Origin of the sequence: Pseudoalteromonas distincta (genome assembly GCF_000814675.1) — a bacterium.
Classification (GTDB): Bacteria; Pseudomonadota; Gammaproteobacteria; order Enterobacterales; family Alteromonadaceae; genus Pseudoalteromonas; species Pseudoalteromonas distincta.
This window is the reverse complement of sequence record NZ_JWIG01000001.1, coordinates 883,847-909,234: the sequence shown is the minus strand read 5'-3', so window position 1 is coordinate 909,234 and position 25,388 is coordinate 883,847. Positions and strand designations below refer to the sequence as shown.

General features: G+C 39.5%; 20 protein-coding genes. 10 read left to right on the top strand and 10 right to left on the bottom strand.

From position 1 onward, the window contains the following. Positions 1–123 precede the first annotated feature (123 nt). Positions 124–1,533 carry an ATP-binding cassette domain-containing protein gene (locus tag QT16_RS03995; RefSeq protein WP_039485953.1) on the top strand — a complete coding sequence of 470 codons (1,410 nt, stop codon included), beginning with the start codon at positions 124–126 and terminating at the stop codon, positions 1,531–1,533. A 47-nt stretch (positions 1,534–1,580) separates the two neighbouring features. On the opposite strand, the gene QT16_RS03990 is transcribed toward QT16_RS03995, so the two are convergent. The 6 genes from QT16_RS03990 to QT16_RS03965 form a co-directional block, all read right to left on the bottom strand. Further along, on the bottom strand, positions 1,581–2,459 hold the full coding sequence (locus tag QT16_RS03990; RefSeq protein ID WP_039485951.1) for a TraB/GumN family protein: 879 nt from the start codon (positions 2,457–2,459) through the stop codon (positions 1,581–1,583). 49 nt (positions 2,460–2,508) lie between these two features. Next, entirely contained in the window at positions 2,509–3,945 is a 1,437-nt protein-coding gene (locus QT16_RS03985) for a sensor histidine kinase (RefSeq protein WP_007377293.1), read from the bottom strand. Continuing rightward, positions 3,926–4,600 (bottom strand): response regulator transcription factor, encoded by a 675-nt coding sequence (locus tag QT16_RS03980; RefSeq protein WP_007377292.1) that lies wholly within the window; start codon positions 4,598–4,600, stop codon positions 3,926–3,928. Before QT16_RS03980 ends, QT16_RS03985 begins: the two co-directional genes overlap by 20 nt. 63 nt (positions 4,601–4,663) lie before the next feature. Further along, positions 4,664–6,610, bottom strand: a complete 1,947-nt coding sequence (locus QT16_RS03975) for an LTA synthase family protein (protein WP_039485948.1) — start codon at positions 6,608–6,610, stop codon at positions 4,664–4,666. After that, entirely contained in the window at positions 6,601–6,972 is a 372-nt protein-coding gene (locus QT16_RS03970; protein WP_007582120.1) for a diacylglycerol kinase, read from the bottom strand. Before QT16_RS03970 ends, QT16_RS03975 begins: the two co-directional genes overlap by 10 nt. Continuing rightward, the gene (locus tag QT16_RS03965; RefSeq protein WP_039485945.1) at positions 6,969–8,639 is read right to left on the bottom strand and encodes a phosphoethanolamine transferase; all 1,671 of its coding nucleotides are present in this window, start codon (positions 8,637–8,639) and stop codon (positions 6,969–6,971) included. The genes QT16_RS03970 and QT16_RS03965 overlap by 4 nt, the downstream gene beginning before the upstream one ends. A gap of 540 nt (positions 8,640–9,179) precedes the next feature. Between QT16_RS03965 and ilvG the strand changes: the two genes are divergently transcribed. From ilvG to QT16_RS03925, 8 genes are all read left to right on the top strand, one after another. Next, positions 9,180–10,829 (top strand): acetolactate synthase 2 catalytic subunit, encoded by a 1,650-nt coding sequence (gene ilvG / locus QT16_RS03960; RefSeq protein WP_002959891.1) that lies wholly within the window; start codon positions 9,180–9,182, stop codon positions 10,827–10,829. After that, complete coding sequence (gene ilvM / locus QT16_RS03955) at positions 10,826–11,071, top strand: acetolactate synthase 2 small subunit (RefSeq protein WP_002959893.1); 246 nt, start codon at positions 10,826–10,828, stop codon at positions 11,069–11,071. Before ilvG ends, ilvM begins: the two co-directional genes overlap by 4 nt. Before the next feature lie 103 nt (positions 11,072–11,174). After that, positions 11,175–13,031, top strand: a complete 1,857-nt coding sequence (gene ilvD / locus QT16_RS03950; RefSeq protein ID WP_024596945.1) for a dihydroxy-acid dehydratase — start codon at positions 11,175–11,177, stop codon at positions 13,029–13,031. A gap of 2 nt (positions 13,032–13,033) precedes the next feature. After that, on the top strand, positions 13,034–14,587 hold the full coding sequence (gene ilvA, locus QT16_RS03945; RefSeq protein WP_039485942.1) for a threonine ammonia-lyase, biosynthetic: 1,554 nt from the start codon (positions 13,034–13,036) through the stop codon (positions 14,585–14,587). Between the two features lie 97 nt (positions 14,588–14,684). Then, complete coding sequence (locus QT16_RS03940; protein ID WP_052201200.1) at positions 14,685–15,719, top strand: ABC transporter substrate-binding protein; 1,035 nt, start codon at positions 14,685–14,687, stop codon at positions 15,717–15,719. 60 nt (positions 15,720–15,779) lie between these two features. Continuing rightward, positions 15,780–16,955, top strand: coding sequence for a methyltransferase (locus QT16_RS03935; RefSeq protein ID WP_039485940.1), 1,176 nt, complete (start codon positions 15,780–15,782; stop codon positions 16,953–16,955). A gap of 30 nt (positions 16,956–16,985) precedes the next feature. Further along, a complete protein-coding gene (can, locus tag QT16_RS03930; RefSeq protein ID WP_039485938.1) occupies positions 16,986–17,648 on the top strand; it encodes a carbonate dehydratase in 663 nt (220 codons plus the stop codon). Positions 17,649–17,652: 4 nt separating this feature from the next. Continuing rightward, on the top strand, positions 17,653–18,297 hold the full coding sequence (locus QT16_RS03925) for an NAD(P)H-binding protein (protein WP_039486098.1): 645 nt from the start codon (positions 17,653–17,655) through the stop codon (positions 18,295–18,297). A 217-nt stretch (positions 18,298–18,514) separates the two neighbouring features. Here the strand turns inward: QT16_RS03925 and ubiK are convergent, their stop codons facing one another. Then, positions 18,515–18,778 (bottom strand): ubiquinone biosynthesis accessory factor UbiK, encoded by a 264-nt coding sequence (ubiK, locus tag QT16_RS03920; RefSeq protein ID WP_002959905.1) that lies wholly within the window; start codon positions 18,776–18,778, stop codon positions 18,515–18,517. Between the two features lie 161 nt (positions 18,779–18,939). Here ubiK and rep point away from each other — a divergent pair, with 161 nt between their 5' ends. Beyond that, the gene (gene rep / locus QT16_RS03915; RefSeq protein ID WP_039485935.1) at positions 18,940–20,958 is read left to right on the top strand and encodes a DNA helicase Rep; all 2,019 of its coding nucleotides are present in this window, start codon (positions 18,940–18,942) and stop codon (positions 20,956–20,958) included. 15 nt (positions 20,959–20,973) lie between these two features. Here rep and QT16_RS03910 read toward each other — a convergent pair whose 3' ends face one another. From QT16_RS03910 to elbB, 3 genes are all read right to left on the bottom strand, one after another. Further along, positions 20,974–23,538, bottom strand: a complete 2,565-nt coding sequence (locus QT16_RS03910; protein ID WP_039485933.1) for a sensor domain-containing diguanylate cyclase — start codon at positions 23,536–23,538, stop codon at positions 20,974–20,976. Between the two features lie 164 nt (positions 23,539–23,702). Beyond that, positions 23,703–24,098, bottom strand: a complete 396-nt coding sequence (locus tag QT16_RS03905) for a c-type cytochrome (protein WP_002959908.1) — start codon at positions 24,096–24,098, stop codon at positions 23,703–23,705. A 233-nt stretch (positions 24,099–24,331) separates the two neighbouring features. After that, positions 24,332–24,979 carry an isoprenoid biosynthesis glyoxalase ElbB gene (gene elbB, locus QT16_RS03900; protein WP_039485931.1) on the bottom strand — a complete coding sequence of 216 codons (648 nt, stop codon included), beginning with the start codon at positions 24,977–24,979 and terminating at the stop codon, positions 24,332–24,334. Positions 24,980–25,388 lie beyond the last annotated feature (409 nt).

The following is a 25,388-nucleotide window of genomic DNA, read 5'->3' as shown; positions in this document are numbered from 1 at the left end:
CAAATTTCAATCCACAAAGGTCAATACGCCCTAGTGAAATAAATTAATTTTGCGGATAACAAGCTTGCTAAGCTCTTTTAATATGCGTTAACTTGCTGTTTTAAGGTTTATTAGGAAAAGTTAGTGCAGTCAATTACGCTTGAGCAATTTAATGGTTACTTACAAGGGCAAGGTAAAAGCCGTTACGATATATGCAACCTAGATTGGCAAGTAAACCTAGGAGAACATTGGTTACTTTTAGGTGCTAATGGAGCTGGTAAATCTGCTCTGACAGCTGCGTTAATCGGTGAGGCTAAGTGTGAAAGTGGTAAGCGTATAAGTAGTATTAATAAGCTTATGCTCGTGTCTTCAGATTCACATAAACAGTTACTAGCTCAAGAATTAGAGCATGAAAAGCACACCCTCGTTAAAGACCTTATTTTTACAGGGCATAGTAATAATGATGAATTATTAGCGCAGCTAATAGAGTTATTTAAATTTAGCTCATTACTAAATAGGCATTTTAGAGACCTTTCAACGGGTGAAACTCGTAAACTCCTACTTATAAAAGCACTCAGCTCCCATAGTGAGTTAGTCGTGCTTGATGAGCCATTTCATGGACTCGACGTACAATCTTGCCAGCAGCTCAATAAAATACTCATAGAACTTAGCCAAACTATTACTTTTGTTTTTGTACTAAACCGCCTAGACGAAATCCCTTCATTCATTACTCACTATGGCTATGTAAACCAAGGTTGCTTGTTACATACTTTGGCAAAGCCAAGTAGTGAGCAATTGAGTGATTTACTAAAACTACTTCATTTAGAACATACCTCATTGGATGTGCCATCTCCTGATACCGAACAAGAGCAAAAGGCATTCACCGGTAATACCTTAGTTAAATTGAGTAATGCTAAAGTTAGTTACAGTAATGTAAGCATATTCAAAAATCTCAATTGGACTATAAAAAAGCATCAGCATTGGCAGCTTACTGGAGCGAACGGTACAGGCAAAACATGCTTATTAAATTTAATAACAGGTGATAACCCACAGTGTTATAACAATGACATTGAAGTGTTCGGTTTTAAACGTGGGACAGGGGAGAGTATTTGGGATATAAAACAGCATATTGGTTTTATATCTAACGCGCTACATATGGATTACCGCGTAAGTATATCGGCTTTAAATACTGTTATTTCAGGATTTTACGACAGCATAGGTTTATATCAAAAACCGAGCGACGCACAAATTAATATTGCTAAGCAGTGGCTGGCATTTATTGGTTTAAGTGATAAGCAAAGCACCTCATTCACCCAGCTATCGTACGGCGATCAGCGTATGTTATTAATTGTGCGGGCTATGGTAAAACATCCAACGTTACTTATTTTAGATGAACCTTGCTTAGGCTTAGATGAAGCAAACAGGCAGCGTGTACTGCTACTAATAGAGAAAATTTGTGCTGCCAATACAAGTACTGTGATTTATGTAAATCATCATGCGGCAGACAAAATTAAAGGAATAGAGAATTACTTAAAAATGGAAGACTTTCATTAAAAGCTTAGAGAAAGGTTGAGCGAGAATTCACTCAACCCATTTTTATTTTAAAGACGAGTAACGCTAAAGCCTTTATCTCGAAGCTGTTTAAGTAACCCGTGTTTTTCAGGTAAATGCAGAGCGCCTACAGCAATAAATAGCTGCTCGTTTGCTAAACGCGGTGTGAGTTGCTTAACCCAATTATTATTGCGGTTAGTTAGCATTACTTGCTCGCTAATTTCACCGTAATTACTGTCATCAAAACTCATGTTGTAGTAATCGGTTAGTGTGTCCATGTCACCGCTTTTCCATGCATTAACTAACTTGATAAAGTAAGTATTAATATCGGCTAGTTGCTCAAAGGTTTCTTCAATCATTTCATTGCTTAATAGCGCCATACCATCAAACATTTGTAGTTGTTGCTCTAGGGTTTCAAGCTCGCCAATTTTAATATTATGCTCTTTAGCATAACTAAGCACTTGCTTGTCTATGCCGGTTTTATCTGAATATCCTGCATTTTGAAATTCAATTTGCATCATAGTCACCATAACAGCCCAAGGCTTTAAGCCATTAAACATAGCAATATCAATCGACTTTTTAGCAAAGTAATCTTTTAGCTTGGTATAATTTTGCTTTGAAAGCTCAGTTTGCAGTGTTTTACCGTCACTTAGCATCATAAATGGCATTGAGCGCTGTTGCATTTCAAGTGGTGTAAGTTTGCTTATATCAACTTCAACAATCACTTCTTTGCTTACACTAATTGCATCGGTTACATTTTTAGGTAAGCCTTTCATGCTGGCATCACCAACGTGTACAGTGCCAAATAGGTAAGAACTGACGCCATTTTTTTCTATTTTATATAAGGCGGGAGCTGCGTAGCTGTTAAGGCTAAATGTTATAAGTAACGCCACAATAAAAAAGTGGCTAATACGGGTAAGAGCATTCATGGTTTGTCCTTAAAATCTCAAAATTAGTAGTGTAAATACTAACCTAAATTTACTTCAGAGGTAACGTTAATATAAACGTTAACGTATTGTTTTCGGTATTACTGGCCGTAATAGTAAAGCCATTTAAGTTACATAAGCTCTGTACAATTGATAATCCTAAACCATGGCGCTGATTATTAGTTCTAGATGAATCTAGCTGATAGAGCGGGTCAAAAATAGCAGTGAGCTGTTCATCACTTAGTGGTTTATTTACTTTGTTACTAACAGAGATGGTCATGTTTGTGCTGTTATTTACGGCAGTTAATTTAATTGGCGCCTCAGGAAGTCCATAAAATAGTGCGTTATCGATTAAGTTACATAAAATGGTATTTAAACTAAATTCGTCAGCATTAAGCGTAAGTTCGCCACTTATTTCGTTATTTAAACGCATTTTGATACTTGGATGCTTAAAGGTCAGCTCATCAATAATTTGATTTACTAAGTTATTTAGAGTGATATTTTGCGCATTCAATTGCATAGCACTACTACTTGAGCGCTGCAATAATAAGAGGTTGTTAACAATCGTTTTCATACGCTGTGAAATACTAAGTACATCACTTGTATAGGTGTCGCTAATACGTTTATCGTCAGGGTAGCGAATAGCCACCTCTGAGAGGCTTATGAGTTCAGCTATTGGGGTTTTTAGCTCGTGTGCAATGTCGCTTGTTAGGCGTTTTTCATTACTATAGAGTTGCTGATTAACGGTAATAAACTTATTTAGCTCGTTACGTATAGGTTCTATTTCTTCTACTTTAAAGTCGCTTTCTATTGTTTGCGCAACACCGGTAATATCGAGTAACTTAATTTGGTCGTTTAAATTGTGTAGAGGGTGCAGGCCTTTATTTACAATACGTGTCACTAAATAGCGCACACCAAACACACCAAGTACACAGGTTAAAATAAAGACCACATCAATAATAATCAGTACTTTATTAAGCTCAGAGGTGGGCGCTGCAATTGCAAGCGTCATGGTATTAAAAACAGCAGAGTGAGTGGGGTTTCTATCATCTTTTTGGGCTACAAAGTGACTTATAAGTGCGCGACCATCACGCCCGTTAGGAAGCTCGTAATCTATAATTTTAGATTCGTTTATCGGCATTTCTAAAAAAGGCAGGTTAGCATTTTCATAAAGCGCTAATGAGTCCGAGCGCTCAAACACATCACGGCCATGCCATAATTGGTAAAACTCCGTGGCATCGGCTGCTTCATATTCCGACATAAACTCACCAGCAAAATCAAATTCAACCACGTTGTTGTCATCTTCAACTAAGGTTTTTAAGTAGTTAGCTTTATTAGTTAAAGACTGATTGAACTGATCTTCCACCCAAGTATCAACACTTAAATCAACGGTTAAAAATATGGTGAACAAAATAACTGAGATCACAGCGCTAATATTATTAACGAGTTTACGTTTTATTGAGTGATTTTTATTTTGTTGTTGCGACATAACCAAATCCACGTTTATTTTTTATCGGGAGCTCGCCATCAAACTGTCTTACTTTTTTACGTATAGTTGAGATGTGTGCTTCAAGCGCATTTTTAGAGAGCATATCAAACTGACCTACCACCGCTTCACTTATAAGTTCAAGCCCCAATACTCGCTCTGGGGCGTTAAATAAGCATTCTATTATTTTGTATTCATTACGCGTGAGCTCAATAGCATGTTGCTTGTAGTGAAGAGTTTTAAGGGAGAGATCTAATACGCAATCACCTACGGTTAGGGTATTTTGTTGGTTTTGCAGTGAACCACGACGAAGTAATGCAAGGACACGAGCATGGAGTTCTTCAAACGAAAATGGCTTAGTTAAATAATCGTCAGCGCCTTTCATAAGGCCGTTAATTTTATCTTGAGGCTCACTTCGTGCCGATAAAATTAGCACACGGCTTTGGCTATTACTGCTGCGCAGTGCTTGTAAAATACTCATGCCATCAACGCTCGGTAGCATTAAATCAAGTACGAGGAGGTCGTAGTTTCCACTCAGTGCCATACTCAGCCCTTCTGAGCCATCACCAGTTTCATCTACGGTAAAACCAAGGTTGCTAAGGCCAACTTGCAAGCTGCGTCTTAGTGCTTCAGAGTCTTCAATAACGAGGATTTTCATGTTTACTCGGTTTATAAAAATAGCCTTGTTACTTTAACAAGGCTTTATTATCAAGTCACTTGGTTAATGATACCAACCATTTGTGTAGGCTAAATTACCCAAGTTCGCGTGGGCTAGGGCTTTTCTAACTAGTTGCTCATCATTTTCACATGGTACAAGCTGGTTATTGCTATACGTATAGGTTGTTGCTGGTTTTTGTGGTTGTAACACCACCACTTTATTATCGTGCATGTAGGCAAAGTTTTTGTCGTATTGCATCATTGCGCGTTGTTTGTTGTCGCTAATTGGCTTTGATAAATCATGACCTATCATTGGGTGCTTACCACTTGCGCCAATTAAAGACAGTAGAGTAACAGGAATATCGAGCTGGCTGGCTAGTTGGCTATCTCGTTTATGGGTAATACCTTTTCCAAAAATAACGGCCGGAATTTTAAAGTGATCCACCGGTACTAAATTTGAACCCGATACGCGCGAGTCGTGATCTGCAATAACTATAAATACAGTATCATCCCAGTAGCTCGATTTTTTAACTTTTTCGATAAAGGTGCCTAGTGCGTAATCGGCATACTTGGCAGCATTATTACGGGTTTGTTTTTGTTTATCGTACAGCGTTATTTTATCGTCAGGAAAGTCATACGGGCTATGATTAGAGCTTGAAAATATAAGGCTAAAAAAGGGTTTGTTTTGATTTTTAAGCTTAGTAAGTTCTATGTCGGCTTGGTCGTACAAGTCTTCGTCTGATGCGCCCCACGAGCCATTAAAGTCTATTTTTTTAAAGTTATTTGTATCTACGATACTTTTAAAACCGTTGCCTAAAAAGAAGCTGCGCATGTTATCAAAATGGCTTTCGCCACCATAAATAAACTGCGTGTTGTAATTTTGCTTCGCTAAAAAGTCAGCAATGGTAAAAAAGTCACGTTGTGATTTATCAAGCTTAACAACTGCACGCGAAGGCGTTGGTGTAAATCCTGTAATTACTGCCTCAATTCCACGTACTGAACGTGTGCCCGTGGCGTATAAATTATCAAACCCCCAGCCTTGTTTATAAAGGGCGTCTATATTAGGTGTAAGCGGTAAACCGCCAAGCGTGCCTACATAACGAGCACCTAAACTTTCTTGTAAAATAATGACTAAATTTTTGGGTTTACCTGTATTACTTGCGCCATGAAACGTTTTTGTAGGGGCGGTTACATCACTAAATGTGCCTTGCGTATTTTGCATGTTACTGCGCACAATACTAAGTAATTCATCGGTGGGCATTTTACCGTAATAGTCTTGGCTCGATTGCTCATTAGAAAGTTGCTTAACTGCAAACGCGACGCTATAAAGTGAGTTAAGGGTTAAGTCGTTAAGTAAATGATCGGTAGAAAACGAGACCATGGCGGGGTTAAGTGGTCTGTGTCCTAATGAGTTGCGGGCGCCAAAAATAGTTAAGCATACTAAAACAAGCGCTAAAATTGATTGGTTTAAGCCTGTTAGTGATGACTTGCTTTGCCATTGATTGCTAAACATTTTACTTGCAAATTTACAGCTTAAAATAAGTGCTATAACAGCAATAAATACTTCTAACTTATAGCCTGAAAAAATCATTTTTGAGACTTCTTTAGGATAAATTAAATATTCTATAAATAAGCGGTTTGGGCGTAAATCGTACTCGTTTATAAACGTAGGCGTAATCACTTCAAAAAAAACAAGTAAAGCAGACATTCCCACTAAATAAATTTTAATGAGGCCGCGTACTTTATTTTGCCAACCTACGCTTTGCATCAGTAAAGTAAGTAGTAATGCGGGCATAATAATGTAGCTTAGAGTGGCTATATCAACTCTTAAACCACCTATAAATATAGACAACCACGCATGCGATCCAAATACACGCTCCCCTTGCCATACACTTAATCCAAAGCGAGCAAGTGTTAAAAAGCTAAGTGCCAAAACAGTAAATACAACAAAAATCCATACAGGGCCAAGTGCATTTTGTATTTTAGGTATAAAAGTTAGCTTTATGCCCATAACACAGCCCACCAAATAAGAGCGGCAATTAGCATAGCTATAAACACGCTTGCAGAGGCAATATCTTTAGCTAGCCCCGAAAGCTCATGGTATTCACTGCCAATTCTATCAACTACAACCTCAACTGCCGTATTTACCAGCTCAGCAAACAATACAAAAAGCAGGCTGGCTATAAGCAGTAATTTATCCCTTAGTGCAATTTCTTGTAGCCACACAAACACACCGAGTAACGAAAACAGTGCTAGCTCTTGTTGGAACGCCGCTTCAAATCGACTCATCCATTTTAAGCCGTTAAAAGAATGGCTTAAGGTAAAAATAAGGCGCATTAAGCCTTGGCGTTTTATAACGGTTTTATTACTCATAGTTTTATTTCGCTTGGTGTTGTTTGGCAGCTAGCAAGTAAATCGAGCGATGCCTGATAGGTTTTGCTTTTAATGCCAATTAAATTTAAAAGGGTGTGAAAAATATTGTTGTGTGAGCGCGCAGCGCGGGTGTCTAAATTAGCTAAACAGGTATTAGTAATGCGCTGGTTATGCTCATCAGCCCACATATAAAGAGGAACGTGCGTTTGTGTGCTAGGTGCAAAGCTATACGGAAAACCATGTAAATAAGCCCCGGCTTCGCCAAGTGATTCACCATGATCAGAGACATATAAAAACTGCTTATCTATATTGTTTGGCAGCGCTTTTAATTGCTTAATTACCTGGGCGTTAACAAAGTCGCTGTACGCAATTGTGTTGTCGTAGGTATTAACTAATTCATCGAGTGAGCAGTTTTGAATGTCGCTTCTATCGCACGTAGGCGTAAATTGCTTAAACTTATCTGGGTAGCGTTTAAAGTAAGTTGGCCCGTGTGAGCCCATCATATGTAGGACGATAACGGTGTTAGCTTGGCTCAAATTAGCGAGTTTGCGCTTAAGTGGAGCAAGCAGTGCTTCATCAAAACAATATTTTCCATCGCAAAGCGCTGATGGGGTGGTTGGGATATCAATGTTAACAACACGGGTACATACGTTTTTACAGCCGCTGTTGTTATCAACCCACAGTACGTCGCTGCCAGCTTGTTGTGCTAAATCAATCAGGTTTTGTTGGTTGTCGGCTGCTAATCGATCAAAGTTATCTTGTGTTTGCAGTGAAAACATACACGGCACAGACACTGCAGTAGCGGTGCCACAAGACGCCACATTATTAAAATACGTCACATTATACTTTTGTGTATAAGGATTGGTGTTGCGCTTATAACCTTGATAAGAAAAGTTTTCTGCTCGTGCGGTTTCGCCAACAACCATAACTGTTACGCTGGTGGTGTTAGGCGCAATTAAGGTAGGTGTTGCATCTATATCTTTAAACTCCATATTGGTATACAGCAGCTGATCGCGCATATATTTATAACCGCTAGAGAGATACTGAAATGGGATGAGTTCTTTTTTCAAAATGCGGTTATTGCGGCCAGTGGCTGCGTAGTCGGCGTAAAAGTTTACGACCACTAAAGCAATTAGTGAGCAGCACGCTACAATAAGTTTTATACGACTAATCGCTTCTTGGTGAGGACGGGTAAAGTGTATTTTTACTTTGCTTAATATAAAAACAGGTAGCGCACAAAACAACAGTAAAAAGGCTATGAGCTGAGGGTTTAAATAGCTCAGAGCTTCACTTGAGTCTGTTTCGAACGTGTTTTGAATCATTGAATAGTCAAACACGACGCCGTAATTTAATGAGCCGTAAAGTACTGCACTCGAAATTATCAGTAAAAGGTAGTTAATTGGTTTTAGTAACCACCTAACCGACACTATTGAAAAGAAAATAATTAAAAGGCATAACAAAAGCAGTGGCACTGAAAGTAAAAATAGCCATGAAAAAGATGCAAGGGAGGTGATGGCGCTAAACGAACCTTGAATAAAAGGAATGTTTATAACTAAACAGTAATAACAGGCAATCATCACTACAAAGGCATTTGCACTACAGTGAATGTAAAACCGCTTACTACGATTTGGCTTTTTTTGTGCTGGTGTTTGGCTAGTTATGTTCATATTTAGGCTCGTTTAAAATAACAACGCCATGCTATGCAACAACACTTAAGAGTCGCTTAAGAGAACCTACGCATTACCTGAAGGAGATAAATAATTTTATTTATAAAAATATTCTCAAAAATTAATCAAACCTTAAATAAGGGATATAAGAATAGTGAATTTCTGAGATTAAAATTAGAGCATAAAAAAACCACTAGCAGCTTGTATAATGAATTTTAAAACCTGATAAATTGCCTTTTAGTCTTTTTGTTAGATTAACTTTGGTGTTGACTTAAAGGGCCTAGCGCGGTACTAATATAAAAAGAGAGCGAAGGAATAACCTTCGCGATAATTGAACAAAATTTGGTATTAATTACATGCTTACAAACGCACTTAACCTAGTCCTGATTATTATCGTGGTGATTATTCCCGCGAGGGCTTCGTAGTGCTTTAAAAACTTAAGCATTAAAAAAGCCCTCCGCACTTAACCGTTCGGAGGGCTTTTTAGTTTTAAGGGTAAAATTTGTAATTGGGTTGTCACTGAGGAATGAGGGTTTATTAATGACAGGCGCAGAACTAACAATCGACTTATTGGCCAAACACGGCGTAAATGAAGTATTTGGCTACCCAGGCGGAGCTATTATGCCAATTTACGATGCGCTGTATGGCGCGCCAGTCAAACACTACCTTACTCGTCATGAGCAAGGTGCAGGGTTTGCAGCTGTTGGTTATGCTCGTAGCACACGTAAATTAGGCGTATGTTTTGCAACATCGGGCCCAGGTGCAACTAATTTAATAACCGCTCTTGCTGATGCGATGATGGACTCAGTACCATTATTGGCGATCACCGGCCAAGTGCCTACTGCAGCGATTGGTTCAGATGCGTTTCAAGAAATAGATGTACTAGGTATGTCGCTTTCGTGTACTAAGCACAGCTACATGGTAGAACGAGCTGAAGACTTAGCAGAGATATTACAAGAAGCAATTCATTTAGCGCAAAGCGGCCGCCCAGGTCCTGTACTTGTCGATATCCCAAAAGATATTCAAATGGCTCAAGTCCCTTTTAAACCTTGGCTAGCAGCTGATGAATACTTACCAGAGTTAGATTTAAAGCAAGTTGCTATTGCTAATCAATTGTTGAGTGAGGCTAAACAGCCTGTAGCGTATGTAGGTGGTGGTGTACAAGCCGCTGATGCGCAAGATGAGCTAATGCAATTTTTAAATAAAACTCAGATGCCAGCTGTATCAACACTTAAAGCGCTAGGCAGTGTATTACCAGATTACGAACATTACTTAGGTATGTTGGGTATGCATGGTGGTCAAGCTGCTAATATCGCAGTGCAAGAGTGTGATGTACTTGTATGTATCGGGGCACGCTTTGATGACCGCGTAACAGGCAACTTAGCTAAATTTGCAGCTAAAGCTAAAGTAATCCATTTAGATATAGATGCTGCTGAAGTTGGTAAGCGAAAACCTGCTAAAGCTTCATTAATTGCCGATTTAAAAACGTCGTTACCCGCACTTGAGTGCTTTGTAACACCTAAAGCTTGGTGTGACACAAATAAAGAAATGAATATTAAGCATGCGTGGCGTTACGACTACCCAGGTGAGAAGGTTTTTGCACCGTACTTATTAAACCAACTAAGCCAACGCATGCCAAAAACAGGGGTTGTGTGCTGCGATGTAGGTCAGCACCAAATGTGGGTAGCACAACACATGAAGTTTACTCATCCGAGTAATCATTTAAGCAGTGGTGGTGCAGGGACAATGGGCTTTGGTCTACCTGCGGCTATTGGTGCACAAGTAGCACGCCCTGATGACTTTGTTATCACTGTATCGGGCGATGGTTCTATAATGATGAATATTCAAGAGCTGGCCACTATTCGTCGTAACAATTTACCTGTAAAAATATTAATTTTAGACAACCAGCGTTTAGGGATGGTTCGCCAATGGCAAGAACTATTTTTTGAAGGGCGTTATTCTGAAACTAACCTGTCGGATAACCCAGACTTTGTGCAATTAGCTGCTGTATTTGGTATCCCAGGGCAAACAATTACTCACGCTAACCAAGTTGATGATGCGATAACTGCATTAGTTAACAGTAAAGGTCCGTACATAGTACATGCCTGTATTGATGATAAAGAAAATGTTTGGCCACTTGTACCACCTGGGGCTGCTAACGACGAAATGATGACGGAGAAAGCAAAATGAAACATAGCCTAACTATTGCATTAAAAAGCCAAAGTATAGCGGTAGAGCGCTTTTTACGAGTGGTGCGTCATCGTGGTTTTGACCTTACGCATTTTCAGCTCAATATGGACGATGGTTTTTATAATGTAGACATGACGGTAGATAGTGATAAACCAATTCACCTTTTAACCAGCCAGTTAAATAAGCTGGTGGATGTCAAAGAAGTCACTTTACAAAATTTACAGCAACAACAGGCTGTGTAATTACGAACTGAAAAACAATTTACGAGTAACTGAATCACTCGGTTACTCACCAATTTTAGAATGAGGAATGCCCGCTTATTTTGCGGCAAAAACTGAGGTAACTATGGCTAAATTAAGAAGTGCAACAACAACTGAAGGGCGTAAACGCGCAGGCGCTCGTGCATTATGGCGCGCAACAGGTATGACCGACACCGATTTTGGTAAGCCGATTATTGCCGTAGTTAACTCGTTTACACAATTTGTACCAGGGCATGTTCACCTTAATCAGTTAAGTGAACTTATGGCTGAAACCATTACACAAGCCGGTGGCGTCCCTAAAGAATTTAATACTATTGCGATTGATGATGGTATTGCAATGGGTCACGGCGGCATGCTTTATTCGCTGCCTTCGCGCGACTTAATTGCTGACTCAGTTGAGTATATGGTAAATGGTCATTGTGCTGATGCGATGATTTGTATTTCAAACTGCGACAAAATTACTCCAGGAATGATGCTTGCAGCACTACGCTTAAATATTCCGGTAATATTTGTATCAGGCGGTCCAATGGAAGCAGGTAAAACTAAGCTTGCTAACATCGATATTAAACTTGATTTAGTAGATGCCATGGTTAAAGGCGCTGATGAATCGGTAAGTGATGCAGATTCAGAGCAAGTAGAGCGCTCTGCGTGTCCAACATGTGGCTCGTGTTCAGGCATGTTTACTGCAAACTCAATGAACTGTTTGCTAGAAGCGATTGGTTTAGCATTGCCAGGTAACGGCACGACGCTTGCGACTCATAAAGACCGTAAACAACTTTATGTTGAAGCGGGGGCTCGTATTGTTGATTTATGTCGTGAGTATTATCAAAAAGATAATCAAGATGTATTGCCACGTGCTATTGCTAACAAAACAGCCTTTATGAATGCAATGGTTGTTGATATTGCAATGGGTGGCTCGTCAAATACGGTATTGCATTTACTTGCTGCAGCGCAAGAAGCGGGCGTTGATTTTGATATGTCGCACATTGATGCGCTCTCTCGTAAAACACCATTTTTATGTAAAGTTGCACCAGCGACACCTGAATATCACATTGAAGATGTGCACCGCGCAGGCGGCATGATGGCAATCGTACGTGAACTTGGCAAAGCAGGCTTAGTTGATATGTCAGTTAATCATGTTGCTGGGTCAACTATGGCTGAGCTCGTTAAAAAATGGGATGCAACAGATCCTACTAACGAAGCAGCGCGCAAATTTTACCGTGCTGGCCCTGCGGGCATTCGTACTACTAAAGCAATGAGCCAAGAGTGTCGTTGGGACGAGGGCGATAATGACCGTGTTAATGGGTGTATCCGAAGTGTCGAACATGCTTTTCGTCAAGATGGTGGCTTAGCTGTACTTTCGGGGAATTTAGCAGTTGATGGCTGTATTGTTAAAAGCGCTGGCGTTGTTGATGAAATGCTACATTTTGAAGGTACTGCAGTCGTGTACGAATCACAAGATGATTCTGTAGAAGGTATTTTAAACGATGAAGTAAAAGCCGGCGATATCGTGGTTATTCGTTACGAAGGCCCTAGAGGCGGCCCAGGTATGCAAGAAATGCTATATCCAACTAGCTACTTGAAATCAAAAGGCCTAGCTGAAAAATGTGCACTTATTACTGATGGTCGCTTTTCGGGTGGTACTTCGGGTTTATCAATTGGTCATGTATCACCAGAGGCGGCAAGTGGTGGTGCAATTGCTTATGTTGAAAATGGCGACAAAATCATTATTGATATCGCAACCCGTGAAATTACGTTAGCGTTAAGTGATGAAGAGCTTGAAGCACGTAAACAAAAACAATTAGCACGCGGAAAACTGGCGTACAAACCAGTTGATCGTGAGCGCTATGTATCGTCTGCCTTAAAAGCCTATGCATTACTTGCAACAAGTGCTGATAAAGGCGCAGTGCGTGACTTAGCTAAATTGGAGGCGCTTAGTTAATTATGGTCTCTCAAGAGCTCGATTATTTTCGCGCTATTATTCAAGCAAACATGGAGCCTTTGGCTAAAGTTACCGAGGTCAGCGAAATGGCTGAGCTTGGTGCTAAATTAGGTAACCATGTTTGGTTAAAGCGTGAAGACCAACAGCCCGTGTATTCATTTAAGTTACGCGGTGCGTATAACAAATTAAATAAATTACCTAAAGGCTCAGTGGTTATCACTGCTTCAGCGGGTAATCATGCTCAAGGGGTTGCACTAAGTGCTTCTCACTTAGGGCATCAAGCCACAATTGTAATGCCAGTAACAACGCCTGAAATAAAAGTAAGTGCGGTACGTGCGCTTGGCGGTGAAGTTGTGCTACATGGGCATCATTTTGATGCCGCAAAAGCACATGCGCTTGAGCTTACAGAGCAACGAAACGGTATATTTGTTCCACCATTTGATGACCCAGACGTCATTGTTGGTCAAGGTACTGTAGCACGTGAGCTCATGCAGCAATTAAACGAGCTTGATGCGGTGTTTATTCCTGTTGGCGGCGGCGGTTTACTTGCTGGGATGGCGGTTTATATCAAATCGCTGCGTCCAGATATAAAAGTAATTGGTGTAGAAGCCGACGAAAGTGCATGTTTACAAGCGGCACTTAAAGCAGGTAAACCGGTAGAGCTTGAGCGCGTTGGTAGTTTTGCTGATGGCGTAGCGGTTAAAATTATTGGCACTGAAACATTTCGCTTAGCGCAAAAGTTTTGTGATGAAGTTATAACCGTCACCAGCGACGAAATATGTGCTGCCATGCAGGATATTTTTGTATCTACCCGTGCAATAGCAGAGCCTTCAGGTGCACTTGCAACGGCAGGGCTTAAAAAGTGGAGCCAGCAGTCTGGTTTAAAAGGGTTACATTTAGCGGCTGTTTTATCCGGTGCTAATTTAAACTTTGATCGCCTGCGTTATGTTGCAGAGCGCACTGCGCTGGGTGAAAAAAACGAAGCGTTATTAGCGGTTACTATTAAAGAAGAAAAAGGCAGCTTTAAACAGTTTTGTGCTTCTTTAGGTGGCCGTGCTATTACTGAGTTTAACTATCGTTATGCAGGACCTGGTGAAGCACAAATATTTGTAGGTATTGCCCTGCGCCAAGGCGAGCAAGAGCTTAATGAGCTAAAGCAAGACTTAACAAATAATGATTACCAATTTTGCGATCTGTCGGATAACGAACTCGCTAAATTACATGTGCGCTATATGGTTGGCGGAAAAGCACCCGAGCAATTACATGAGCGCTTACTTCGCTTTGAATTTCCGGAGTATCCAGGTGCGCTTGCACGCTTTTTAGATACTTTAGGTAGTAATTGGAACATTACCTTATTTCATTATCGTAATCACGGTGGTTCGATGGGGAATGTACTGGCAGGTTTTGCTATTGAGCCGAGTCAGTATGAGATGTTTAACGAGCACTTAAACCGTTTAGGTTACAGTGTACAAGATGAAACACAAAATCCGTGCTTTAGCCAATTCTTAACATCAAAGCCCCAAGCAGAAAAAGCCGAAAAACTCGCCTCAGTATAGCCCTTCTTTAAAGGCAGGCACCTAACTAGGGTGCTTGCTTTATTACACGTTTTACATATAGTTACAGGTAATCGTCATACTTTTTGAGGACACCTAGTTGCTATTTAAAGGATTAATCATTGGATTGTGCTTTTTTTGTAGCCATATCGCGGCGCAAGAATCAGTCACATTACAGCTAAAATGGACACATCAGTTTCAGTTTGCTGGCTACTATATGGCAAAGCAAAAAGGCTTTTATAATGAAGCGGGCCTTGATGTAACCATTAAACAAGCTAATCCAATGAAACCTGATACCTTTGCTCCTGTCGCCAGTGGCGAAGCACAATTTGGAGTAGGGCATTCTGGTATTTTACAGCAACGTATAAATGGCCAACCTCTTGTTGCTATGGCTGCCTTATTGCAATTTTCACCTTACTGCTGGATGGTTAAAGACACGTCTGATATTTTTCATCCACGTGACTTTGTTAATAAACGTATCACTGCGGTAAGCAAAAATGATGGCACCGAACTACTTATTATGCTTAAACGCAGTGGCGTTGATGTCGATAAACTCAAAGTTTACGATGGCGAAAATCCAGGCCAGGCTTGGATTGAAAACAAGCTAGATGCTATGCAAGTGTATGTTACTACAGAGCCTTATTATATGACTCAACAAGGCGTTGCTCATCGACTTGTTTGCCCACAGCGTTATGGTATGGACGTATATAGCGACATTTTATTTACCAGCGAAAACATGCTTAAGAAAAATCCTCAAACGGTCGAAAAATTCTACCAAGCGAGCCTAAAAGGATGGCGTTATGCAATGATGAACATGGATGAAGCCATTGCAGTCACCCAGCAAAACTATGCACCGGGTAAAAGCTTTTATCAGCTCGCTTTTGAGGCTGAAGTACTAAAAAGTTATATAACCCCACCCACCACCAGTTTAGGACATATGTCGATAGCAAAGTGGCGCTTAATTGCGGACTTATATGGTATACAGCAAAACGAATTTGACGAAGTAAAATCTCACTTTATTTATAAATACCAAGAACCTGAAAAGATGCAGTTATCGTGGATGCTCATGGCAGCTATTTTGGTAAGTATTATTTCAATACCTTTGTATTTACGGCTGATTTTTAGTAAAAATTAACTGCTTAGGTAATTCCCGAAACTGATATAATTAATTGTCTTTTTTATTTTTTAAGCTGTTATGACTTTAGCTGAGCAATTTTTAGCACTTGATTCACTTTTAATGCGTCATCGTCAGTATTGGCAGTGCACCGCATTTGATTTTGACACTATACCTTGGCCAGAGCTACAAGGCATACTTAGCGAACTAACTGATGATCAGGTAAGCGTTCTTGATAACGATCAAAACCAGCTATACCAACTTTTTAGCCAGCACATAAGCCAACTTGATGAACTTGCAAAGCTATGTGAGTTACCTAGCTCAGCCCACTCTCAAGCTGATTATCCATTTTGGATAAGTAACGGCATTAAAGGTCGCAAGTTTGCACAGTTACAAGATTTTGTATCTGCACTACCTAATACCAAGCAACCTGTTTTAGAGTGGTGCGCGGGTAAAGGGCACTTAGGTCGAATGCTTGCGTTTAATGGCGCAAGCAATGTGCATAGTATTGAACTGCAACAAAGCTTATGCGAGCAAGGACAAAAAAGTGCACAGCAACAAGGCTTAGCAATGCACTTTAGCCAAGCAGATGTATTAAAAGACGATGTCACTCAATTTTTTAATACAGATATGCATGCTGTAGCACTTCACGCATGCGGTGGCTTACACCAAGCATTTATGCGCCAAGCAAGTTTAGCGAAAGTACAGCAAATTAGCTTTTCACCTTGTTGCTACCATTTATTCACGGCTAATGAGTACCGTGCAATGAGTGAGGATGCAAATAAAAGTGAGCTTAACCTAACGCATCGTGATTTAAAGCTCGCATTACAAGAAACTGTCACAGCGCCTTCTCGTCTGGAAAAAGTGCGTAAAACAGAACTTGAGTGGCGACTTGGTTTTGATGCACTAAGAAAGTCGATCACTGGCGAGCAATATTACGTAAGCGTACCTTCGGTCAACAAAGCTATATTCTCAGATTCGTTTAAATCGTTTTGTGCATGGGCTGCAGATGAAAAGGCAATAAAGTTACCTCAAGACATTGATTATATTAAATATTTAGAGGTTGGGGTGGCTCGAAAAAAAATAACTGACCGAGTTGAACTGGTTCGACATGTGTTCAGAAGAGCAATTGAAGTTTGGCTTGTGCTCGATCGTGCTTTATATTTGCAACAGCAAGGTTATCAAGTAAGCGTTAAAACGTTTTGTGAAAAGCAGTTAACGCCTCGTAATATTTTGATTCTTGCTAATGTCCATTAAATTTCCGTCCTCGACTTAATAAGAGATGCAATGAGAAAGTTAAAAAATTTATTCGATAACAACAAACGTTGGGCTGCTCGTACAAGTGAAGCAGACCCTGAGTTTTTTAAAATTTTATCTATGCAACAAAATCCAGAGTATTTATGGATTGGTTGTTCAGACTCTCGTGTACCTGCAAATCAAATAGTTGATTTATTACCAGGCGAATTATTTGTACATCGTAACGTTGCTAACGTGGTTGTACACACTGACCATAACTGCTTATCGGTTATGCAGTACGCTGTAGAGGTTTTAAAAGTAAAACATATAATGGTAGTAGGTCACTATGGTTGTGGTGGCGTACAAGCCGTTTTAAACAATGCTAAATTTGGCTTTATTGATAATTGGCTACGCCATGTAGGAGATGTAAAAGAAAAGCATCTTGAACAACTTGACGCAATGCCAGAAAGCGAACGTTTAAGCCGCCTTATTGAGCTAAATGTAATTGAGCAAGTACGTAATGTGTGTCGTACTAACATTGTGCAAGATGCCTGGGAGCGCGGCCAAGAACTAAGCGTTCATGGTTGGGTTTATGGTTTAGAAAACGGCCATCTTCATGATTTAGAATCTGTAGTAACGTGCGCGAGTGAAGAAACGCAAAGCTACAAAAAAGCAGTACAGTACGTACTTAAAAAAGTGGGTGAAAATAAATAAATCCATGACTAAAACGGCGGTGTTGATAGGTGCTACAGGCTTGGTCGGTAATGAGTTGCTCCATAAGTTACTTAATAGCGATCGTTATACCAAAGTAGTTACGTTAAGTCGTCGGGCTTTGCCTATTACACACGCAAAGCTAGTTAATCACGTTATTGATTTTGAAAAATTAACTCAATATGTTGAGCTTTTTAAAGGTGATGTATTGTTTTCGTGTTTGGGCACAACCCGTAAACGAGCGGGCTCGATACACGCTCAGCGTAAAGTAGATTTTGATTATCAGTTTATAGCGGCGCAGTTAGCGGCATGTAATGGCGTTACGCATTATTGCTTAGTGTCATCAAGCGGGGCGAATACGCACAGTAATAGTGCTTATTTGAAAATGAAGGGAGAGCTTGAGCAACATATTAAAGCACTCCCTTTTGATAAAATAAGTATTTTACAACCATCTTTATTATTAGGCGATCGTGAGCAATTTAGAGTGGCAGAAAAGATAGGCAGTATTATTTTTCCTGTTATTACACGATTTGCGTTTTTAAAGCGTTACAAACCAATAACTGGCGAACAAGTTGCGCAAAAAATGCTGAGTGTGAGTTTAGCTCAGCAGGCTAAGTTGTCTTATTATGTACTTGATGAGCTATTTGAATAAACTTGGTAAAACGCAAAAGGCAGCCTAAGCTGCCTTTTTTGTACATTAAATTAATACCAATTTTATTAAAAAAATGATCATTTTAGCGTATTAAATAACTCACTAACTACGTTAAAAATTATTTATATAGAACAACTATGTACCATAATTTTAGCCTTGTTATTGAGCTATTTTCTTATCGCTATAATAGAACACTAATTTAATGCAATTGGTATAATTATTCAGCGTCAGTTTTAGCGCTAAGTTGTTGCTCAAGCAATGAAACTTTAGCTTCAAGTTCGGTTAACTTTTCGCGAGTACGAATAAGTACTTGGCTTTGCACATCAAATTCTTCACGGCTCACAAAGTCCATCTCAGCAAGCTTGTTTTGTAGAACTTGCTTTGTTTTACCTTCGAGTGTGTCTGCTAGGTTTTTTACACCTTGTGGCATATTGCTAGTAATTTGCTTAGCAATTTCTTCAAGTTTTGCTGGGTTGATCATATTTGTCCCTTCGGCATTGCCTAAATGATAATAACTAATATTACCTTATACCCACGGTATTTAACACATGATCATCTTTACCTTAATTAATTAAGGCAATTGCTATGCTCGCTGTAATGGTTACGTTAAAATTGCGTGTCTTTTAAATTTCTTTGGTCGTTATGAAACTCAATCCTAAACAAGATGAAGCCGTAAAATATATTAGTGGTCCCTGCTTAGTACTCGCGGGCGCAGGCTCTGGTAAAACCCGTGTTATTACGAATAAAATCGCTTATTTAGTGAAAAAATGTGAGTACAAAGCGCGAAATATTGCCGCCGTTACTTTTACCAATAAAGCAGCCAAAGAAATGCGTGAGCGAGTACTGCAAACGCTCGGTAAGCAAGACGCTAAAGGTTTATGGGTATCAACGTTTCATACACTCGGTTTAGAAATAATAAAAAAAGAGTTAAGTACATTAGGGTTTAAACCCGGCTTTTCGTTATTTGATGATCAAGATACCAATCAGCTTCTTAGTGAACTCACCGAAGATGAGCTAAAAAAAGACAAGGACTTACTCAAACTACTTAAAATGGAAATTGGTAGTTGGAAAAACGAATTAGTACTGCCAGAGCAAGCAATACGCGAAGCGCGTGATGCGCAAAAGGCATTGTTTGCACAGTTGTATGCGCGATATCAAAATCAACTGCGTGCTTATAACGCACTGGATTTTGATGATTTAATTATGATCCCTACTTTGTTACTTACTAATAACGCCACATCTCGTGAGCGCTGGCAGCAACGCTTTAAATACTTGCTGGTGGATGAGTATCAAGATACCAATACAAGCCAATATCAACTTGTTAAATTGCTAGTAGGCGAGCGTGCCCGTTTTACTGTGGTAGGTGATGACGATCAATCAATTTACTCATGGCGTGGTGCTCGCCCGCAAAACTTAGTGTTATTAGGTAAAGACTACCCAGGGCTTAGACTTATAAAGCTTGAACAAAACTATCGAAGTGCAGGGCGAATACTAAAAGCGGCTAACATTTTAATTGCGAATAACCCACATGACATAGAGAAAAAGTTATTTAGTGAACTAGGTTATGGTGAGCCGATTAAAGTAATAGGGTGCCGCGATGAAGAGCATGAATCTGAGCGTGTGGTTGCTGAAATAATTTCACATAAGTTTATGAAGCGAACCAGCTATAAAGATTACGCGATTTTATATCGTGGTAATCATCAAGCACGTGGCTTTGAAAAATCACTAATGAGTAACCGTATCCCTTATAAAATTAGTGGCGGTATGTCGTTTTTCGCTCGCTCAGAAATTAAAGATATTATGGCGTATTTACGTTTGCTAGTTAATCAAGATGATGACAATGCTTTTTTACGTATCGTAAATACACCGCGACGCGAAATAGGTACGGTTACCCTTGAAAAGCTTGGTACGCTTGCTAATGAAAAGCACGCGAGCTTGTTTGCTACCTGTTTTGATAACGATTTAGGCTACAGACTAAAAGGGCGTGGCTTTAATGCGCTTGCTGGGTTTGCACGCTGGGTTGTTGAGCTATCTGATAACGCAGTACGCGGTGATACGCTCGAAGCTGTTAAAGACTTAGTGCGTAATATTAATTACGAGGCATATTTGTACGAGTCGTCACCGAGTGCAAAAGCGGCTGAAATGCGTATGAAAAACGTATCAGAGCTGTATCGTTGGATAACAGATATGTTGATAGGTGATGCCGACAACGAACCAATGACATTAGCCGAGGTTGTTAGCAAGCTAACCCTTCGCGATATGCTTGAGCGTAACGAAGAAGAAGATGAAACCGATGCAGTGCACTTATCAACACTACATGCATCAAAGGGCTTAGAGTACCCGTACGTATTTATGGTGGGTATGGAAGAGGGTTTACTTCCGCATCAGGTAAGTATTGATGAGGACAACGTAGATGAAGAACGTCGCTTAGCTTATGTTGGTATTACTCGCGCACAGCAGGAGTTAACACTTACTTATGCAAAGATACGTCGTCAATTTGGTGAAACCTCACAAACTGAATTAAGCCGATTTGTACAAGAGTTACCGCAGGACGATCTCGCGTTCGAAAACAAAAAGGCGCCAAATACCCAAGCAGAGCGCATGGAAAAAGGCCAAGCAAGAGTCGCTAACTTACGAGCGATGTTTAAAAAGCCTGAGTAATACCTCAGGCTAACTTTATAAAGACTGGGTTGCTTGCACTTCAGGTAACTCAGAACATACTAGAGCGTGTTGTTTTCCTACAAAAAATGCCAAACCGTGTTTATCTAATAAAGCTCTAAAATTAAGTATTGATGGGCCTTTAGCAATGACCTTCATTGCTTTGAGCTTTGTAATTGCAAGCACGCCCTGTAGCTGAAAATCGTAACTTTCTTGCTGTAAAACACGTTTACTAAAGGTCGAGCTAAGTAGTAAATAATCAAAATTAATATCGGTTAGTAAATTAAGTTCGCACCTGTCTTTAGCAAAATTGTTTAAACCAATTGAATAACCAAGTTGTGATAGCGTTTTGAGGTTTTTTATTTGCGTTGCACATGCGTGGCGAATTTCTTGTTCATCAAATAATAAACAGAGTTGGCTTTGTCCCTGTTGTTTATTTAGCGTATCTGTAAATAAAACAAATTCGTGTTCCTCAAGTAGCAAACCAGAGCAAGGAACCAATGCCATAGCTACATTTGCAGTAATTGCTTGTGCATAGGCGCGTTGTAATAGTTGTAACTCTACTTGCAGATGCTGCTCTTTATCTGATGCAAACTTTTTCAAAATATCAAAGCTAGTAAAGCCAAGTATTGGGTGTTCACCAAATGCTTCAAATAAAGATTCAGACTGTTGTTGCTCATCAAGCGTAATTATTTCTGAGCTTCTAAAACTCATAGGTAATATATCAAGGTGATGTTGTGCTTTTAGAGTCTGCGCAGGTATTGATTGCGTTAATAGCGGATGAAATAACTCGTAACGATTTTTTCCTGAGTTTTTGGCGTGATACATGGCGGCATCGGCATCACGAATAATTTCATCTGTATGCGTATAGCTTTTCTTTGAGTAGGTTATCCCTATACTTGCGCCACTTTGTAAAGACTCACCTTTGAGATAAAAGGGTTTTTTCATTAAATCTATAATACGATTTGCAACATCTTCTGCTTGTTGAGGCTCAGTTAAATGGGTTAATAAAATAACAAATTCATCCCCGCCTAAGCGTGCTAGTAAATCATGCTCGCGTATACATTGGGCAAATAACTCACTTACGTTAATTAAAAATTGATCGCCTGCATGGTGGCCAAGCTGATCGTTAATATCTTTAAATTTATCTAAATCGATAAACAAAACAGCAAAGTGGTGCTCAGGAAAACGTTGATAATGTTGTAGCGTTTTTTCGAGCTGAGTTAAAAATAGACTGCGATTAGGTAAGCTCGTAAGTGAATCGTGATGTGCATCATGATAAAGCTGCTGCTCTATTTTTTTTCGCTCATCTATTTGCATTTGTAAGTGCAGATTAGTTTGACGCAATTCTTTGGTTTTTTCGTTTACTCTAAATTCGAGTTCTTGATGGCTTTTTGCAATTGCTTGATTGACGAGCTTTGTTTGTAAAACAGCTGCAATTTGATGCGATACAAAGGTAATTAACTCGCAATCATCTCGGCTGAAAATATGTTTGTTATCGTAGGCTTGGCAAACAAGAAGACCGATAACACCTTGAGCTGTTTTAAGTGGAGCGCCTAACCAGCTAGTGGCCATTTGCTCTTTTGGTACAGGTGCTGAACGTTGTACCACACCGCTTTCTATTAATTCTTTTGCTCTACATGGGTGTATTAGTTGTGTTTCTTCGGTGCTTATTACCAGTTCGCTATAACCTTTAGCAAAGCGTCTTGGCTGTGTATTTTCTTTAAATTCATCTACGCAATAAGGAAAACTAATCCACCCTGTTTCTTTATCATAAAGTGCAATATATAAGTTTTCTGCGTAGGTAATTGTTTTTATTATTTCGTGTATCTTAAAATAAGCGTCATCAAGGTTTTTAGCTTGTGTTGCTATCTCAGATATTTTAAATAGAATTTGTTGGCGTTGAAGTGCGCGTTTACGCTGCTCTATTTCAAGGTTTAGTGCATCGTTACTTTGAGTGAGTGCGCGGGTGCGAATTTTAACTTCTGACTCAAGGAGCTCTCGTTTTTTTACACGCTCTATTGCTGTTGCCAAATAAAGCGACATAAACTCGAGTAATTGTATTTGCTGTGAGCTATAGCCTTGTTTTGTATCGTAACTTTGCGCTGCTAATACACCGATAATATTGTGTTCTTGGTAAACAGGTACGCCTACCCAATGTTCGGCAGGAGTGCCTAATGCTTTAAATAAACCTTCTGCTGCAGCATCTTGCATTTGCTGCTTGGTAAAACATGTGGTTTTACCCTGTTTAAATACATAACCCGTGGCGCCTTCATCAAAGCTATTTGATTGGTTAAGGGCGACGGCAATACCATCTTTTTCATCTGAAAAGTAAGAAAGTTCCAGTGATTGACTGTATTGATTTAGCAGCACCACATAAAAACTTTTACTAGGTACGTACTTTTGTAAAATATCATGGATGGCGGGGTATAGCAGGGTTAGCTCGGCCACAGTACTTGCCTGCTCTGATAATTGGATCAGGGCATTTTGTAAGTGATGTGATTGTTTGTATTTCTCGAGAAGCGCTCTAAGGCGTTTATTTTGATACGCCAATTTACTCGATACTGATAGTTTATCTTCCAATGATCTAACCGGCTATTTTTATTGTATAGTTATTAGCCTTATACTTTCACTTTTAGTGCTTATCGTCAAGTTGATATTCCTACTAAAGCAGTAGCTAGATACACTATTTTAGGCATTAAAAAAGGCTTACAGAAGTAAACCTTTTTTGTATATTTCAATCGAGCTTATTTAGATGTCATAAAGTCGATAGCAGCGCTAATCTCATCATCAGAACAATCCATACACGTGCCTTTTGGAGGCATAGCATTAAAGCCATTTAGCGCATGCTCAAGTAAAGTATCTTTACCTTTAGCAATACGTGGAGCCCAATCGTCAGCCGATTTAGGCGCGCCTAGTGCACCAGTGCCGTGACATGCAAAACATGCACCTTGATATACTTGCTCACCAGAACGAGGACCTGTAGGCGCCGCTGCAACTGCAGCTTTATCGCCTTCAAGGTATACAGCACCAACCGGCGCGAGACGTGCTTTAATTGCATCTTCAGTCATAGAGTTATCATATGGCTGTGCGTATGCAGTGGTTGCTAGCAATAATAATGCTGCAGCTGTTAATTTTTTCATTTGGCCTTGCTCACTTCGATTTGAACGTGATCAATCACGATTAAAGATGACGGAAATTAAACCGATTATAACTCTCTGAGCCAATTTATAAAATGCTAAGAGCCGTTTTTATTAATAAAACTGACTACTTTTTGCGTTAACGCAATAAAATTTAATTATTTACTGTTTTTTGTTAAGCAATTTAATAAGCGCAATCAGTCATTCAATTAACTTTTTAGATCCTAAGATCAAAATCAATTTATTGATAATACGCTACTAACTAGTTTTGCGATCCCTGCGTCGGCTTCAAGAATCGATTCTGCCAACATGTAAGCAGGGGTGGTAACTAACTTATTTGGTTCATCGATAACTACACCGTCAACCGCACAATCTATATGTTTAGCGCCTAATGTGCTTAGCGCTTGTGCTGTCTCTACATCATTACCAATAGTAAGTGCGGCGTTATCGTAAATAAATGGGATCAATGTGGGTGCGATACACATATAACCTGCAGGCTTATTCGCTTTTGCAAATGATTTACAAGCATTAAGGACGTCCTGATTGATATTTGCTTTTGCGCCTTTAATTGCAAAATCGCATAAGTTTTTTGCAGCACCGAAACCGCCAGGTACAATTAATGCGTCAAACTGAGTCACGTCTAGTTCAATCAGCGATTTAATGTCACCTCGTGCAATGCGAGCAGCTTCTGTTAATACATTGCGTTTATCAGGCATCACTTCACCTGTTAAATGGTTAATGGTATGAAGTTGTTCAATATCTGGTGCAAAACACTGATACGTTGCGCCATTTTTGGCTATATGTAATAAAGTTAAAATTGCTTCATTAATTTCACTACCATCGTACACACCAGACCCTGCTAATATTACTGCTACTTTTTTCATGCTTTTGTGCCCCTAAAGTCTTTTTTATAAGTCGATCGGATGAAGTTTAACATGCTCAAAATTTCTCGCGAAAATAAATTTTTAGTACAAAAATCATTCGCAGTGCAAGTCGTTTTGCGGTTTATGCCATTTGCGATCACTTTGCCTTTAAAAAAATTATAAAGGATCGCTATGATCTTCGATCCATTGTGCTAGAATACTCCTCCGGTTATTTAAATGGACGCGAATAATCAAAGTGAATAACAACAGAAGCAGTCGTTAGAAAACCTTTTTCCACATTGGTTTAAAATAATAAAAAAAGAACCTCGTATTATCTTTTTTAAATTAAAACATACAGTTAAAGTATTTTCTAGGCATTTTATAATGCTTTGGAAGAATAGCTCGTGGCTGTTATCTACACACTTATCCA

What these genes read in the sequence shown, in the direction of transcription:
- QT16_RS03990 (WP_039485951.1), bottom strand. Translation starts at nt 2,459, where the DNA reads ATGAATGCTCTTACCCGTATTAGCCACTTTTTTATTGTGGCGTTACTT.
- QT16_RS03985 (WP_007377293.1), bottom strand. Translation starts at nt 3,945, where the DNA reads ATGTCGCAACAACAAAATAAAAATCACTCAATAAAACGTAAACTCGTT.
- QT16_RS03980 (WP_007377292.1), bottom strand. Translation starts at nt 4,600, where the DNA reads ATGAAAATCCTCGTTATTGAAGACTCTGAAGCACTAAGACGCAGCTTG.
- QT16_RS03975 (WP_039485948.1), bottom strand. Translation starts at nt 6,610, where the DNA reads ATGGGCATAAAGCTAACTTTTATACCTAAAATACAAAATGCACTTGGC.
- QT16_RS03970 (WP_007582120.1), bottom strand. Translation starts at nt 6,972, where the DNA reads ATGAGTAATAAAACCGTTATAAAACGCCAAGGCTTAATGCGCCTTATT.
- QT16_RS03965 (WP_039485945.1), bottom strand. Translation starts at nt 8,639, where the DNA reads ATGAACATAACTAGCCAAACACCAGCACAAAAAAAGCCAAATCGTAGT.
- ilvG (WP_002959891.1), top strand. Translation starts at nt 9,180, where the DNA reads ATGACAGGCGCAGAACTAACAATCGACTTATTGGCCAAACACGGCGTA.
- ilvM (WP_002959893.1), top strand. Translation starts at nt 10,826, where the DNA reads ATGAAACATAGCCTAACTATTGCATTAAAAAGCCAAAGTATAGCGGTA.
- ilvD (WP_024596945.1), top strand. Translation starts at nt 11,175, where the DNA reads ATGGCTAAATTAAGAAGTGCAACAACAACTGAAGGGCGTAAACGCGCA.
- ilvA (WP_039485942.1), top strand. Translation starts at nt 13,034, where the DNA reads ATGGTCTCTCAAGAGCTCGATTATTTTCGCGCTATTATTCAAGCAAAC.
- QT16_RS03935 (WP_039485940.1), top strand. Translation starts at nt 15,780, where the DNA reads ATGACTTTAGCTGAGCAATTTTTAGCACTTGATTCACTTTTAATGCGT.
- can (WP_039485938.1), top strand. Translation starts at nt 16,986, where the DNA reads ATGAGAAAGTTAAAAAATTTATTCGATAACAACAAACGTTGGGCTGCT.
- QT16_RS03925 (WP_039486098.1), top strand. Translation starts at nt 17,653, where the DNA reads ATGACTAAAACGGCGGTGTTGATAGGTGCTACAGGCTTGGTCGGTAAT.
- ubiK (WP_002959905.1), bottom strand. Translation starts at nt 18,778, where the DNA reads ATGATCAACCCAGCAAAACTTGAAGAAATTGCTAAGCAAATTACTAGC.
- rep (WP_039485935.1), top strand. Translation starts at nt 18,940, where the DNA reads ATGAAACTCAATCCTAAACAAGATGAAGCCGTAAAATATATTAGTGGT.
- QT16_RS03905 (WP_002959908.1), bottom strand. Translation starts at nt 24,098, where the DNA reads ATGAAAAAATTAACAGCTGCAGCATTATTATTGCTAGCAACCACTGCA.
- elbB (WP_039485931.1), bottom strand. Translation starts at nt 24,979, where the DNA reads ATGAAAAAAGTAGCAGTAATATTAGCAGGGTCTGGTGTGTACGATGGT.